Annotated in this window: 13 protein-coding genes; 10 read left to right on the plus strand and 3 right to left on the minus strand. The window is 74.9% G+C overall.

Going from position 1 to position 14,083, the window contains the following annotated elements:
- Positions 1 to 61 precede the first annotated feature (61 nt).
- The 10 genes from IFT72_RS09065 (at position 62) to IFT72_RS09110 (ending at position 10,425) form a co-directional block, all read left to right on the plus strand.
- Positions 62 to 1,336, plus strand: coding sequence for an amidohydrolase family protein (locus IFT72_RS09065; RefSeq protein ID WP_192046197.1), 1,275 nt, complete (start codon positions 62 to 64; stop codon positions 1,334 to 1,336).
- Positions 1,337 to 1,341: 5 nt separating this feature from the next.
- On the plus strand, positions 1,342 to 2,124 hold the full coding sequence (locus IFT72_RS09070; RefSeq protein WP_167260018.1) for an ABC transporter ATP-binding protein: 783 nt from the start codon (positions 1,342 to 1,344) through the stop codon (positions 2,122 to 2,124).
- The gene (locus tag IFT72_RS16000; protein ID WP_056056848.1) at positions 2,124 to 3,008 is read left to right on the plus strand and encodes an ABC transporter permease; all 885 of its coding nucleotides are present in this window, start codon (positions 2,124 to 2,126) and stop codon (positions 3,006 to 3,008) included. The genes IFT72_RS09070 and IFT72_RS16000 overlap by 1 nt, the downstream gene beginning before the upstream one ends.
- 177 nt (positions 3,009 to 3,185) lie before the next feature.
- Positions 3,186 to 4,367 carry an ABC transporter substrate-binding protein gene (locus IFT72_RS09080; RefSeq protein ID WP_185233542.1) on the plus strand — a complete coding sequence of 394 codons (1,182 nt, stop codon included), beginning with the start codon at positions 3,186 to 3,188 and terminating at the stop codon, positions 4,365 to 4,367.
- Between the two features lie 3 nt (positions 4,368 to 4,370).
- Positions 4,371 to 5,801 carry an FAD-binding protein gene (locus IFT72_RS09085; RefSeq protein ID WP_192046198.1) on the plus strand — a complete coding sequence of 477 codons (1,431 nt, stop codon included), beginning with the start codon at positions 4,371 to 4,373 and terminating at the stop codon, positions 5,799 to 5,801.
- Positions 5,798 to 6,625 (plus strand): creatininase family protein, encoded by an 828-nt coding sequence (locus tag IFT72_RS09090; RefSeq protein ID WP_371741230.1) that lies wholly within the window; start codon positions 5,798 to 5,800, stop codon positions 6,623 to 6,625. Before IFT72_RS09085 ends, IFT72_RS09090 begins: the two co-directional genes overlap by 4 nt.
- Positions 6,622 to 7,218 carry a pyridoxamine 5'-phosphate oxidase family protein gene (locus IFT72_RS09095; protein ID WP_192046199.1) on the plus strand — a complete coding sequence of 199 codons (597 nt, stop codon included), beginning with the start codon at positions 6,622 to 6,624 and terminating at the stop codon, positions 7,216 to 7,218. Before IFT72_RS09090 ends, IFT72_RS09095 begins: the two co-directional genes overlap by 4 nt.
- 106 nt (positions 7,219 to 7,324) lie before the next feature.
- Complete coding sequence (locus IFT72_RS09100) at positions 7,325 to 8,101, plus strand: YoaK family protein (RefSeq protein ID WP_371741231.1); 777 nt, start codon at positions 7,325 to 7,327, stop codon at positions 8,099 to 8,101.
- Positions 8,094 to 9,509 (plus strand): allantoinase AllB, encoded by a 1,416-nt coding sequence (gene allB, locus IFT72_RS09105; protein ID WP_371741232.1) that lies wholly within the window; start codon positions 8,094 to 8,096, stop codon positions 9,507 to 9,509. Before IFT72_RS09100 ends, allB begins: the two co-directional genes overlap by 8 nt.
- A gap of 304 nt (positions 9,510 to 9,813) precedes the next feature.
- The gene (locus IFT72_RS09110; protein WP_082514564.1) at positions 9,814 to 10,425 is read left to right on the plus strand and encodes a TetR/AcrR family transcriptional regulator; all 612 of its coding nucleotides are present in this window, start codon (positions 9,814 to 9,816) and stop codon (positions 10,423 to 10,425) included.
- Between the two features lie 195 nt (positions 10,426 to 10,620).
- Here the strand turns inward: IFT72_RS09110 and IFT72_RS09115 are convergent, their stop codons facing one another.
- From IFT72_RS09115 to IFT72_RS09125, 3 genes are read right to left on the minus strand one after another with little or no spacing between them, the layout of a single operon-like run.
- A complete protein-coding gene (locus IFT72_RS09115; RefSeq protein WP_197981443.1) occupies positions 10,621 to 11,538 on the minus strand; it encodes a MurR/RpiR family transcriptional regulator in 918 nt (305 codons plus the stop codon).
- Positions 11,535 to 12,797: an allantoate amidohydrolase gene (locus tag IFT72_RS09120; RefSeq protein WP_192046200.1), complete on the minus strand. Its 1,263-nt coding sequence runs from the start codon at positions 12,795 to 12,797 to the stop codon at positions 11,535 to 11,537. Before IFT72_RS09120 ends, IFT72_RS09115 begins: the two co-directional genes overlap by 4 nt.
- Entirely contained in the window at positions 12,794 to 14,083 is a 1,290-nt protein-coding gene (locus tag IFT72_RS09125) for an alanine--glyoxylate aminotransferase family protein (RefSeq protein WP_244634316.1), read from the minus strand. The genes IFT72_RS09120 and IFT72_RS09125 overlap by 4 nt, the downstream gene beginning before the upstream one ends.

A 14,083-nucleotide genomic window follows, 5' to 3' on the forward strand; every position in this document is an offset into this window, starting at 1 on the left:
CCCTGCACCGTCCGGCCCTCCCACCCGAGGGGCCACCGGCCGACAGACCCGAGGACGACCCGTGAGCCGACTCCCCCGCCCGATCTCGCTGCTGACCGCGGCCACCCTGCCCGACGGCTCGGTGGTCGACGTCGTCCTGGCCGGCGACACGGTGGAGGCGGTCCTCCCGGCGGGCACGGCGGCACGGGCCCCCGAGGCCGAGACCCTCGACCTCGCCGGCCACCTGCTGCTCACCGCCCCCGCCGAGCCGCACGCCCACCTCGACAAGGCCCTCTCCTGGGACGCCATCCGGCCCCCGATGGGCGACCTCGAGCTCGCCATCGCCTCCTGGCGCGTGCACGCCGCGACGATGACCGTCGACGACGTGGCCGACCGCGCCCGCCGCCAGCTGCTCGCGATGCTGGCCCAGGGCACCACCGCGGTGCGCACCCACGTCGACGTGCTGCTCGGCACCGAGGCGACGCGCGGGGCGGAGGCGCTGGTGCGGGTGCGCGACGAGCTGCGCGACCTCGTCGACGTCGAGATCGTCGCCCTCGCCTCGCAGGACAGCCCCGACCGCGACGTCGAGGCCGTCCTCGACCTCGGCGTCGACCTCGTCGGCGGCGCCCCGCACCTCTCCCGCGAGCCCGAGCGCGACCTGCACCGCCTGCTCGACATCGCCGAGCGCCGCGGCGTCGGCGTCGACCTGCACACCGACGAGAGCCTGCACGGGCCCGACACCCTGCTCGCCCTCGCGCGCCGCGTGGAGGACTGGACGACGCCGGTCTCGGCCGGCCACTGCGTGCGCCTCGGCAGCATGCCCGCCGCCCAGCGCGACGAGGTGGTCGAGGCGGTCCGCCGTGCCGACGTCGGCGTGATCGCGAACCCGATCACGAACCTCTACCTGCAGGGGTGGGAGTCGCCGGTCGCCACGCCCCGCGGCCTCACCGCCGTGCGCGAGCTGCTCGACGCCGGGGTGCGGCTGGCGGCCGGCGCCGACAACGTGCGCGACCCCTTCAACCCCCTCGGCCGGAGCGACGCCCTCGAGACGGCGATGCTGCTCGTCGTCGCCGGCCACCTGACGATCGACGAGGCCTGGCACGCGGTGAGCGACGGGGCGCGGTCGGTCATGGGCCTGCCCGTGGCCGGAGCCGTGGCGGGGGCGCGGGCGGACCTGCTGGCGATCCGCGCCTCCTCGCTGGCGGAGGCCGTGGCCTCGGCGCCCGCCGACCGCACCGTGCTGCACGCCGGCCGCGTCGTCGCCGAGAGCGTCGTCACGCGGCACGTCGCCGCCCCCGCCGCCGAGCGCGCCCGGAGCGCCGCCCCCACCGACCGCACCCTCACGGAGACCAGGTGACCCGCATGACCACCACCGCCACCCCCCGCCCGAGCGCCCCGGCGCCGACGACCGTCGGCACGCTGCTCGACTTCCGCGACGTCGCCATGCGGTTCCCGAACGGCACGGTCGCGCTCGAGGGCGTCGACCTCACCGTCGACCGCGGCGAGTTCGTCACGGTCGTCGGCCCCTCGGGCTGCGGCAAGTCGACCCTGCTCCGGATCGCCTCCGGCCTGGAGAGCGCCTCGGCGGGGCGGGCCGAGGTCGACACCGACCGCATCGGCTACGTCTTCCAGGACGCGACCCTGCTGCCGTGGCGGAACGTCCGCGACAACGTCGAGCTGCTCGCCGAGCTGAACGGGGCCTCGAAGGCCGACCGGCGCCGCGCCGCCGCCGAGGCCATCGACCTCGTCGGCCTGTCGGGCTTCGAGACGTCGCTGCCGAAGGAGCTCTCGGGCGGCATGAAGATGCGCGCCTCGCTCGCCCGGTCGCTGACCCTCGACCCCGAGCTGTTCCTCTTCGACGAGCCGTTCGGCGCCCTCGACGAGATCACCCGCGAGCGCCTCAACGACGAGCTGCTGCGGCTCTTCGTCGAGAAGTCGTTCGCCGGCCTCTTCATCACGCACTCGGTCTCCGAGGCCGTCTACCTCTCCACGCGCGTCATCGTCATGTCGGGCCGGCCCGGCGGCATCGTCGGCGAGTTCGACGTGCCGTTCCCGATGCCCCGCGACCCCGACCTGCGCTTCACCCCCGAGTTCGCCGAGCTGGTCGGCGAGGTCTCGCACGCACTCCGAGAAGGGCACCGCTGATGGCGATCGACACCCGGGTCTCCCCCGCCGAGCCGAGCACGGCGCCCGCCGCGCAGCCCCGGCTGACCGGCCCCCGCGCCCCGCGCCGGGCCCTGACGCCCCGCGCGGCGCGGACGCGCGACGTCGTGCTGCCGATCGTCGTCTTCGTGGCGCTGATCGGCGTCGGCTACCTGATCGCGCTGTACTACGACCAGGTGCGCGGGCTGCCCTTCCTGGTGCCGTACCCGCACCTCGTGCTCAACGCCGTCCTGCTCGACGCCGACTTCCGCCCCGACCTGCTCGAGGCGCTCGGCAACACGACGCTGATCGCGGTGATCGGCCTGGCGATCGCCATCGTGATCGGGGTCGCCTGGGCGGTGCTCATGGTGCAGGCGCGCTGGATCGAGAGCGCGCTCTTCCCGTACGCGGTCGTGCTGCAGTGCATCCCGATCCTGGCGCTCGTGCCGCTGATCGGGTCGCTCTTCGGCTACGAGATGCCGTCGCGCATCATCGTCACGGTCATGTTCGCCCTCTTCCCGATGGTGTCGAACACCCTGTTCGGCCTGCAGTCGGTCGACAAGGGCCAGCGCGAGCTCTTCCAGCTGCAGGGCGCCTCGCGCCTCACCCTGCTGACCAAGCTGCGGTTCCCCGCCGCGCTGCCGTCGATCTTCATCGGCCTCCGCAACTCGGCCGGGCTCTCGGTGATCGGCGCGATCGTCGCCGACCAGTTCTTCCAGCGCGGCGACGGCGGCCTCGGCGTCCTGATCTCGGTGATGAACCAGCGGCTCAACGGCGCCGAGATGTTCGCCGCGATCGTCGTCGCGAGCGTCCTCGGCGTCGTGGTCTTCGTCGCGTTCGGCTGGCTCGGCCGGGTCGCGACGGGCAAGTGGTTCACGGCGAACTAGCCGGCCACCGACACGACCGCGGCGGACCGCCCGGTCGACCCGCGCCTCCGGCGCTCCCCCTGCCTCCCTCTCTCTTCCCCTCCGCACGTCCCCTCCCACACCTCCCCTCACCGTTCCGCCCACAGCACAGCACCGCTCTGCCCGCTCCCCTGCTCCACCCCCTGACAGGAGAACCCCATGCCCCGCACCTCCCGCACCCTCACGGCCCTCGGACTCGTCGTCGTGACGGCCGCCGCCCTCTCGGCCTGCTCCGCCGGGCCCTCCGACGACGCCGCGCCCCAGGCCGCCGCGAGCGGCTCGGGCGTCGACCTCTCGGGCGTCTGCCCCGCGACCGTCGTGATCCAGACCGACTGGAACCCGGAGGCCGAGCACGGCCACGCGTACCAGCTGCTCAGCGACGACTACACCGTCGACGCCGACCAGAAGACGGTGACGAGCGACCTCATGGCCGGCGGCCAGCCGACCGGCGTCAAGGTGGAGATCCGGGCCGGCGGCCCGGCGATCGGCTTCAACACCGTCACCTCGCAGATGTACCAGGACGACGACATCACCATGGGCTACGTCACCACCGACGTCGCCGTGCAGAACTCGGCCGACCTGCCGACCACGGCGGTCTTCGCCGAGAACGACATCTCGCCGCAGATGATCATGTGGGACCCGGAGACCTACCCCGACGTGACGACGATCGAGGAGCTCGGGGAGGAGCTGGCGAAGGACGACGGCGTCGTGCGGTACTTCTCCGGCGCCGCCTACATGGACTACCTGATCGGCAACGACATCCTCCCCGAGGGCGTCACCGACGGCAGCTACGACGGCACCCCGTCGAAGTTCGTCGTGTCGCAGGGGAAGGACGCCCAGCAGGGCTTCGCCACGGCCGAGCCGTTCGTCTACGAGAACCAGGTCTCGGCCTGGGGCAAGCCGCTCGAGTACCAGCTGATCAACGACACCGGCTACCCGATCTACCCCGAGGCCATGGCCGTCAAGACGGGCGACCTCGAGGAGCTCAGCCCCTGCCTGGAGAAGCTCGTGCCGGTGCTGCAGCAGGCCGACGTCGACTACTTCGCCTCGCCCGAGGCCACGAACGAGAAGATCGTCGACCTGGTCGAGCAGTACGACACCGGCTGGGTCTACGACGCCGACGTCGCCGCGTACGCCGTGAAGCAGATGAAGGCGCTCGGCATCGCGACCGACGGCGACAACGGCTACGTCGGCGACATGGACGAGGAGCGGATGCAGAAGATCATCGACCTCGACACCGAGATCTTCGAGGCGCAGGGCTCGACGCTGAAGGAGGGCCTCGCCCCGAGCGACCTCTACACGAACGAGTTCCTCGACGACTCGATCAGCCTGGGGTTCTGAGCCGTGCCCGACACGCGGACCGCCACCGGTGCCGGCGGCACCACCGGCACAGGCACCACCGCCTCCGCCACCGCCGCCCTCGAGGCCGAGCTGCGCGAGCTGCTCGGCGACCGCGGGGTCTCGGTCGAGCTCGCCGCCCGTGAGAGGGCGAGCCTCGACGGCTCGCGCCTCTCGCCGGTGATCAGCGAGCAGCTGCCCCTCGGCCTCGCCGACCTCGTCGCCTACCCCGCCGACGCCGAGCAGGTCGCGGCGGTCGTCGCGGCCGCCGTGCGGCACGGCGTGCCCGTCACGCCCCGCGGCAAGGGCACCGGCAACTACGGCCAGGCGATCCCGATGGCCGGCGGCCTCGTGCTCGACCTGACCCGGGCGCGCGCCGTCGTCGAGGTGGGGGTCGGCTGGATCACCGCCGAGGCCGGCGCGACGATGGTCGCCCTCGAGCAGGCCGCCGCGAAGACCGGGCAGCAGATCCTGATGTACCCGTCGACCGCGCAGTCCACCATCGGCGGCTTCCTCGCCGGCGGCTCCGGCGGCACCGGGTCGATCAAGCACGGCTCGAACAGCTCCGGCTTCGTCACGGCGCTCGACGTCGTGCACGCCGTGCCCGACGCCCGGCTCGTGCACGTGGAGGGCGACGACGCGCAGCCGTACGTCCACAACTACGGCACGGCCGGCGTCATCGCCCGGGCGACCGTCGCGCTCGAGCCGCTGCAGGACTGGCGCGGGTTCTTCGCGAGCTTCGACCACTTCGAGCAGGCCCTGTCGCTGATCCGGCCGTTCGCGGCCCTCGAGCCGACGCCCCGTCTCGTCAGCGCCGACCTGCCGACGCTCGCCGACGCGCTGCCCGACGACCCGGGCATCCCCGCCGGGCGCGTCAGCCTGCGCGCCATCCTCGACGCCGCCACCGTCGAGGAGGCCACCCGGATGGTCGAGGAGGCGGGGGGCCGCGTCGAGGACGTGCGGGAGGGCCCCCAGACCGCCATGAAGATCAGCATGATGTCGTACAACCACCCGATCGAGTGGCTGCAGAAGGCGTACCCCGACACGTACTTCCACGTCGAGGTCTCGGGCGACGCGCTGGTCGACCGCATCGACGAGGTGCACGCGGTCTACGAGGGCGGCATGCTGCACATCGAGTCGCAGCACGGGCGGCCGATCGGCATGCTCGCCGGCGTCTACCGCTCGGCCGCCGAGGTGTACGCGGGCTTCGCGAAGCTCCGTGCCCTCGGCGTCGGCTACCACAACCCCCACCAGTGGTACGTGGACTTCGAGCCCGAGCGCACCCGCGCCCTGGCCGCGACGACGGACCCCGAGGGGCTGCTCAACCCCGGCAAGCTCGTCGACCCCGCGACGGTCGGCGGGCCCGACCCGGGCGTGAAGGGCGGCCACGGGGCGCCGGGAGCGGTCGGCGTCGACACCGGGGCGAAGGTCTCGTGAGCGACCTGCGGCCCCGGCCCCGCGTCCGCTCGCGCTCGCGCGACCTCGTCGAGCTGAGCGGGCCGGCCCTGTCGGCCGCGCTCGGCGAGGACAGCATCGTGGTGCTGCCCACCGGCGCGATCGAGCACCACGGCCCGCACCTGCCGCTCGCCACCGACTGGCTGATGGCCGACCTGATCAGCCGGGCGGTCGTCGAGGAGGCGGCGGCCGGCGGGCAGGACGTCTGGCTGCTGCCCCCGCTCGCCTACACGAAGTCGGACGAGCACCACTGGGCCCCGGGCACGGTCTGGCTCACGGCCGAGACCCTGCTGCGGACCGTCGTCGACATCGGCCGCTCGGTCGCGGCCACGCCCGCCCGGACCCTCGTCTTCTACAACGGGCACGGCGGCAACATCGCGCTGCTGCAGGTGGCCCTCCGCGAGCTGCGGCGGCGCTTCGGTCTCCGCACCTTCCTGATGGGCACCGGCATGGTGGCGGGCGACGGCGTGAACGGGCCCGACGAGCACGGCTTCGGCGTGCACGGCGGGCACAGCGAGACGTCGATGATCCTGCACCTCCGGCCCGACCTCGTCGACATGGGCCAGGCCCGGCGGTGGATCCCCGACCACCTGCTCGACACCGAGTACGTGCGCTTCAACGGCGGCCCGGTGCACTTCGGCTGGACGAGCGACGACTTCGGGCCGGACGGCGTGGTCGGCGACGCCAGCGGGGCGAACGCCGCCTGGGGCGCCGAGCTGCACGCCACGGCGGTGCGGAACGGGGTGGCCCAGCTCGCCGAGATCGCGCGCTTCCGGCACCGGCCGCCGGGCGGGCCCGCCGCGTGAGGCTGCCCGACGAGGCCTGGGCCGTGCTCGAGGCGTGGCTGCCGCCCGACGACGACCCCGACCGCCCCCAGGTGACCCTGTCGACGGTCGACGCCGACGGGGGCCCCGACGCCCGCACCGTGCTGCTCTCGTCGGTGGCCCGCGACGGGCTGTCGTTCCACACCGACGCGACCAGCCGCAAGGTCGCCCAGATCCGGGCGAACCCGCTGGTCGCCGTCACGGCGCTCTGGCCCGGCTTCACGCACCAGCTCGTGGTGCGGGGCCGGGCCGAGCCCGCCGACCCCCCGGCCGTGGCCGCGGCGTACGCCGCCCGCTCGCCCTACCTGCAGCAGCTCGCCTGGCTCAACACCCACGACTTCGCCGCGCTGCCGCTCGCCGAGCGGCGCGCCCGCTGGGCCGCGGCCGAGGCCGAGAGGGAGGCGCGGGTCGCCACCGCGGGAGGCACGGGTCTCGAACCGCCCCCGACCTGGGCCGGCTTCGTCGTGCGCCCCACCCGCGTGACCGCCTGGTCGAGCGCGCCCGACACCGCGAGCCGTCGCGAGGAGTGGGTGCTCGGCGACGGGGGCTGGGCCCACTCCCACCGCGCCGGGTGAGCCGGCCCGCCCCGCGGTGCTGCGTCGGGCTCGCGGTGCTGAGCCGGGCTCGCCCGGGCCCCGCCGCGGGGCTGCCAGACTCGTACCGCCCCACGAAAGGACCGCCGTGACCGACACCGCCGCACCCCCCGCCCCCGAGCGCGCCAGCCGGAACCCGGTCACGCGCCTCCGCCGTGACCAGGCCCGCACGCACCTCGTGATGATGCTCGCGCTGACCTTCACCACCGGCATCATCGACGCCGTCGGCTACCTCGGCCTCGACCGCGTCTTCACGGCGAACATGACCGGCAACGTGGTCATCCTCGGCATGGCGATCGCCCAGGCCGACGGGCTGCCGATCGTCGGCCCCGTGGTCGCCCTCGTGGCGTTCCTCGTCGGCGCGGCGGGCGGCGGGCGGCTGCTGCGCGGCAGCCGGAAGGGCTGGTCGGGCCGCAGCACGGTCGCCTTCTCGGTCACCGGCGGCGTGCTCTTCGTGCTCGGCCTCTCGTGCTTCTGGGTGCTGCCCGAGGAGGGGTCGCCCTGGGCCTACACGATCACCGGCCTGCTCGGCGCGGCCATGGGGCTCCAGGCCGCGGCCGCCCGCAAGATCGCGGTGGCCGACGTGACCACCGTCGTCGTCACCTCGACCATCGTCGGGCTCGCGTCGGAGTCGAAGCTCGCCGGCGGCGACGGCAAGAACTTCCCGCGGCGCGTGCTCGCGGTGCTGATGATCCTCGTCGGCGCGGGCGTCGGGGCCCTGCTGCTGCAGGTGCACATCGGCGTCGGCATGGGCGCGGCCGGGGGCCTGACGCTGCTCGTCGCGCTGACCGGGCACCTGATGCGCGAGCGGGTGAAGGCGGCCGAGGCGGTCGCCGCCGGGGCCGAGGGGGCGCCCCGTGGCTGACGCGGTCGCCGACGACCTCGCCGGGGACCTCGTCGGGGACCTCGTCGTGCGGGCCGAGCGCGTGCTCGTCGACGGCGCCTGGCGGGCCGCGTCGGTGCACGTCCGCGACGGGGTGGTGGTCGCGATCGGGTCGCTCGACGCCGTCGCCGCGCGCCCGGGCGGCCCCGACGTCACGCTGCCGGCCGACCAGGTGCTGATGCCCGGGGTGGTCGACAGCCACGTGCACGTCAACGAGCCGGGCCGCACCGAGTGGGAGGGCTTCGCCTCCGCCACCCGGGCCGCTGCCGCCGGCGGCGTCACGACGATCGTCGACATGCCGCTGAACAGCGTCCCGCCGACCACGACCGTCGCCGCCCTCCAGCTCAAGCGCGCGGCCGCGGCGCCGCAGTCCGTCGTCGACGTCGGCTTCTGGGGCGGCGCCGTGCCGGGCAACCTGGGAACGGGCGACCTCCGGGCCCTCCACGACGCCGGCGTCTTCGGATTCAAGGCCTTCCTGTCGCCCTCGGGCGTCGACGAGTTCCCGCACCTCACGACCGAGCAGCTGCACGCGGCGGCCCGCGAGCTCGCGGCCTTCGACGGCCTGCTGATCGTCCACGCGGAGGACCCGGGCGAGCTCGACGCCGCCGCGGCCGGTCTGCCCGAGGGGCCCGCCGGAGGCGCGGTGTACGACGACTTCGTGCGCTCCCGCCCCGAGGTGGTCGAGACCACCGCGATCGAGCACGTCGTCGAGGCCCTGCGCGAGACCGGCGGCCGCGCGCACGTGCTGCACCTCTCGTCGGCGGGCGCGCTCGACACCATCCGCGCGGCCAAGGCCGAGGGCCTGAGGCTCACGGTCGAGACCTGCCCGCACTACCTCACCTTCGACGCCGGCTCGATCGCCGACGGCGCCACGCAGTTCAAGTGCTGCCCGCCCATCCGTGACGAGGCGAACCGCGAGCTGCTCTGGGCCGCCCTCGTCGACGGCACGATCGACGTCGTCGCGTCCGACCACTCGCCGTCGACGCCCGAGCTGAAGTTCGCGGGCGACGGCGACTTCGGCCTCGCCTGGGGCGGCATCGCCGGTCTCGAGCTGAGCTTCCGGGCCGTCTGGTCGGGGGCGCGGGCGCGCGGCGTCCCGCTCGAGCGCGTGCTCGGCTGGATGAGCAGCGGCACGGCCGACCTCGTCGGGCTCGGCCGCGGCTCCGGGGCGTCCCCGGCCAAGGGCCGCATCGCGGTGGGGGCCGCGGCCGACCTGGTCGCCTTCGCGCCGGAGGAGCCCTTCACCGTCGACGTGACGGCGCTCGCGCACCGCAACCCGGTCTCGGCCTTCGACGGCGCGGAGCTCGTCGGGCTCGTCGCCGCGACCTGGGTGGGGGGCGTGCGCGTGACCGACGCCGCGCCTCCGGCCCGGTTGCTGACCCGCCCCTGAGGCGGGGCGCACCAGCGGGAACGCTGGGGTGCTGTCAGCGCGCCGGTGGCGACGCGGGTGCCCGCACGGGTGCTGACTCGAGCGCGCGACGGGCGACCTGTTCGGGCAGGTCGGGGTGTGCCGCGCCGCGCGCTCGCGTCGCTCTCTGGTGCTCCGGGTGCACCAGGCCTGGCGTCTCGGGTGCGTCAGGTACCTCGATGGTAGCGCCCCCGATACTCTCCGGTATGCACCCCGGTGACCCCCCTTCCGGGGGTCACCCCGGCGCGTGCCCGACGGGGCGCCGGAGCCCGCTAGGGTGGCGGTCATGGCGACCACGGAACGAGAGCGGACCTCACGACCGCCCCGCGCCGAGGTGCGCGAACGGCTGCTCCAGGCGGCCTCGACCCTCTTCTCGCAGCGCGGCGTCCACGCGACCACCCTCGACGACGTCGCGAAGGCCGCGGGCTTCAGCAAGGGGGCGGTCTACTCCAACTTCGAGTCGAAGTCGGACCTCGTCATCACCCTCCTGACGCAGGAGACCGAGGGGGCCCTCGGCGCCCTCGAGCACATGATGCTGCCGGGCACGCCGCTCTCCGACCTCCCCGCCGCCGTGCGCGACGCCTTCGCGCCCTACGCGCAGGTCACGGCCGACGACTTCACCCTGATGAGCGAGTTCCGCGCTCAGGCCCTCGCCGACGAGGCCGTGATGGCGGCCTTCGTCGACCGGCGGCGGGCGGTGCTCGACACGCTGCGCGGTCTCGTCGACGTCGTGCTGCAGGGCCAGGCGCGACAGGTGACCGGGCTGTCGTCCGACACGCTCGCCCGGCTGCTCATCGACGTCGCGCTCGGCTCGGCGTTCGACGCCCCCGCCACCGGCGAGGTCGGCCCGGGCGAGGTCATGGCCGAGGTGCTCGCGGCGCTGACCCGCACCGCCTGAGGCGCCCCGCCTGAGACGCCCCGACCGAGCCGCCTCGCCTCAGCGTCGAGTCGGCGGGTCCGTGTCCTCGTGGGCGCGCTCGTTCGTCGAGTCGGCGGGTCGGTGCCCTCGTGGGCGGGTCGGCGGCGACCCGCCCACGAGGACGGCGACCCGCCGCACCGGCGAGGACGCCCCGGCGGGGACGCCCGGCGGGGCTCAGGCGCCGGCGCCCTCCGTGCCGGCCCGCTGCTCCAGCTCGGCCAGGTCGGCGTAGAGCCCGGTGACGTCGCCGACGCGGGTGCGGCCGGTGCGCGGGTGCTCGGCCAGCACGGCCGCCGCGAAGAGCGCCACGAGGCTCATCGCCGCCGCGTAGCTGTCGAACGGCGAGGGGCTGTCGACCGGGCACTCGAGGCGCACGGCGACCTCCGCCGCGCGGGCCGACGCGTCGCCGACGAGCACGACGGGCACGCCGCGCTCGGCCAGCGAACGGACGACGCCCGAGAACCCGGCCGGCCGTCGCCGGAACCCGACGAGCACGACGACGTCGCGCGGGCTCAGCCCCACGAGCTCCTCCCCGACCGACTGGCCCGGCTGCGGGGCGAGGCGCACGTCGTCGCGCACCTGCACGAGCTGCTGTCGCAGGTGCATCGCGACGGGGTAGCTGTTGCGGAACCCGACGACCACGACGCGCTGGGCGTCGGCCACCAGGCGGGCGGCGTCGGCGAGGCGGCCGTCGGCGAGGCCGTCGAGCATCCGCTGCAGGTTGCGCTGCTCGGAGGCCGCGTGGGGGGCGAGGTCGCCGGAGGCGGTGGTCGGCCCGACGGGGACGCCCCGGCCGCGCGCGGCGCGGGCCTGCTCGCGCACCTCCTGGGCGTCGGTGAACCCGAGACGGCGGAACAGCCGCGACACCGTCGCCTTCGACACCCCGCTCTGCTCGGCGATCTCGGTCGCCGTGACGACCGCCAGGTCGTCGAGGTGGTCGAGGATGAAGTCGGCGGCGCGCTGCTCCTGCGGGCTGAGGGCTCCGTAGCCGGAGTCGATCCGGTCGCGGATGCCGCCCTCGGCCGGGGCGGCCGGAGCGCCGGTCGGCACGGGACCCGCCGGCTCGGCGACCGCGTCCGCGCTCGCGCTCACGCCGCCTCCGCCGTCCGGGCCGCCAGGGCGCGCACCGCGGCCTCGAACGCGTCGAGCGCGACCGCCACGTCGGCGAGGCCGACGATCTCGTCGGGGTGGTGGCTGATGCCGCCGGCCCCGCAGCGGACGAAGAGCATCGCCCAGTCGGTGAGCTCGGCGACGGCCATCGCGTCGTGGCCGGCCTTCGAGAACAGGGTCATCGGGTCGGCGTCGCCCGTCGCCGCGATGCCCTCGCGCACGACGTCGCGGAGGGCGGGCGAGGCGACCACGGCGGGGGCGCTGTGCGTCTCGCGCGCCTCGACGGTGAGGCCGCGGCGCTCGGCGACCTCCGCGGCCTCGGCGAGCACCGCCTCCCACACGGCGTCCCGCTCGGCGTCGTGCTCGCCCCGCAGGTCGACGCTGGCCTCGACCAGGCCGGGGATGACGTTGACCCCGCCCGGGAACGCCTGCAGCCGGCCCACCGTCGCCACGCAACCCGCGTCGCGGGCGAGGCGCTCGACCGCGAGCACGATCTCGCTGGCGCCGGCGAGCGCGTCGTGCCGGCGATGGAAGGGGACTCCCCCGGCGTGCCCGGCGACGCCCGTGACGGTGAGCTCGAAGCGTCGTGCCCCGGCGATCGACGAGACGACGGCGAGGGCCCGGTCGGCCTCCTCGAGGTAGGGGCCCTGCTCGATGTGCGCCTCGAGGTAGCCGACGAGCGACCCCCGGGGAGGCGCGGCGTCGGCCACGGCCGCGGGGTCGAGCCCGAAGGCGGTGAACGCGTCGCGCAGCGCGGTGCCCTGGTCGTCGACGAGCTGCCACCACGCGTCGTCCCAGGTGCCGGCGAGCGCGCGGGAGCCGAGCAGGGCCGTGCCGAAGCGCGTGCCCTCCTCGTCGCCGAACGCCGCGACCTCGACCGCGACCGGCAGGCGGGTGCCCTCGCGGTGCAGGCGCTCGACGACGGCGATCGCGAGCAGCACGCCGAGGACGCCGTCGTAGCGGCCGGCGTCGGGCACCGTGTCGAGGTGCGAGCCGAGCAGCACCGCGGGTGCGCCCGGCGTCCCGGCCTCGTATCGGCCGCGCTGGTTGCCCGCGGCGTCCTGCCAGGTCGTCATGCCCGCGGCCTCCATCCAGCCGGCGGCGATCGCGTTGACCCGGGCGTGCTCCGGGCTGAGGTAGACGCGCGTGATGCCGTGGGCCGCGCTGCTCTCCCGGGCGAGCTCGTCGCACCGGTCGAGGATCGTCTGCGCGTCGGAGCCGGGCGTGCCTGCGGGGCTCACGCCGCGCCTCCCGCCTGCTCCGCGCCTCCGGCCGTCGCCGCGGCCAGGGCCGCGACCCGGTCGGCGTCGGCGTACACGTCGTAGGCGGCGTCGACCCCGCCGCCCGTCGCGACCCGGGCGCCCGCCCGGCGCAGCACCGACTCGAGCGCCGAGAGCGTCGTCAGCACGGTGTCGCGACGGGCGTTGTAGCCCATCGTGCCGATGCGCCAGACCTTGCCGTGCAGCGGCCCGAAGCTCGTGCCGATCTCGAGGCCGAAGTCGGCGAGCAGCTGCCCGCGGACCGCGTCGCCGTCGACCCCGTCGGGGATCTCGACGGCGACGACGTTGTTCATCTTGTGCTCGACGTCGCCGAAGACGCCGAGGCCGAGCCCACGCACCCCGGCGAGCATCGCCGCGCCGTGCAGGCGGTGCCGCTCGACGGCGGCGTCGAGCCCCTCGTCGACGACGAGCCGGGCGCACTCGCGGGCGCCGTAGAGCATCGTCGTGGCCTCGGTGTGGTGGTTGAGCCGCTGCGGGCCCCAGTAGTCGAAGATCATCGCGAGGTCGAAGTAGTTCGACGCGATGCGCCGCTCGCTGGTCGGGTCGCCCGCGCTGCGGATGCCGGCCTCGACGGAGGCGCGGGCCCGGATGCGCTCGACGGCCCGGTCGGAGAAGGTGGCCGGGGCCGAGCCGGAGGGCCCGCCGAGGCACTTCTGCAGCCCGGCGGTGACGGCGTCGAGGCCGAGCGCGTCGGCGTCGAAGGCGTTGCCCGCGATCGAGGCCGTGACGTCGGTGTAGAAGAGGACGCCGTGGCGGGCGCAGACCTCGCCGAGCCCCTCGAGCGGCTGGGCGATGGTCGTCGAGGTGTCACCGTGCACGACCGCGAGCAGCGCGGGGCGCGTCTCGACGATCGCCCGCTCGATCGCCTCGGCGGTGAAGACCTGGCCCCAGGGCACCTCGATCGTGTGCACCTCGGCGCCGCACCGCCCGGCGATCTCGACGAGCAGGTGGCCGAAGCGACCGAACACGGGCACGAGCACCCGGTCGCCCGGCTCGATCAGCGAGACGAGGGCCGCCTCGATGCCGGCCCGGGAGGTGCCGTCGACGAGCACGGTCTGCTCGTTGCCGGTCTGGAAGACCTGGCGGTAGAGGGCCTGGGTCTCGTCCATGGTCGCGGTCATCCACGGGTCGTACTGGCCGACCAGCTGCGCCGACATCGCCCGCAGCACGCGCGGGTCGGCGGTGATCGGGCCGGGGCCCATCAGCAGGCGAGCGGGCGGGTCGATCGACTGGAAGGCTCGTTTCAT

Origin of the sequence: Frigoribacterium sp. CFBP 8754, from assembly GCF_014841815.1 — a bacterium.
Taxonomy (GTDB): Bacteria; Actinomycetota; Actinomycetes; order Actinomycetales; family Microbacteriaceae; genus Frigoribacterium; species Frigoribacterium endophyticum.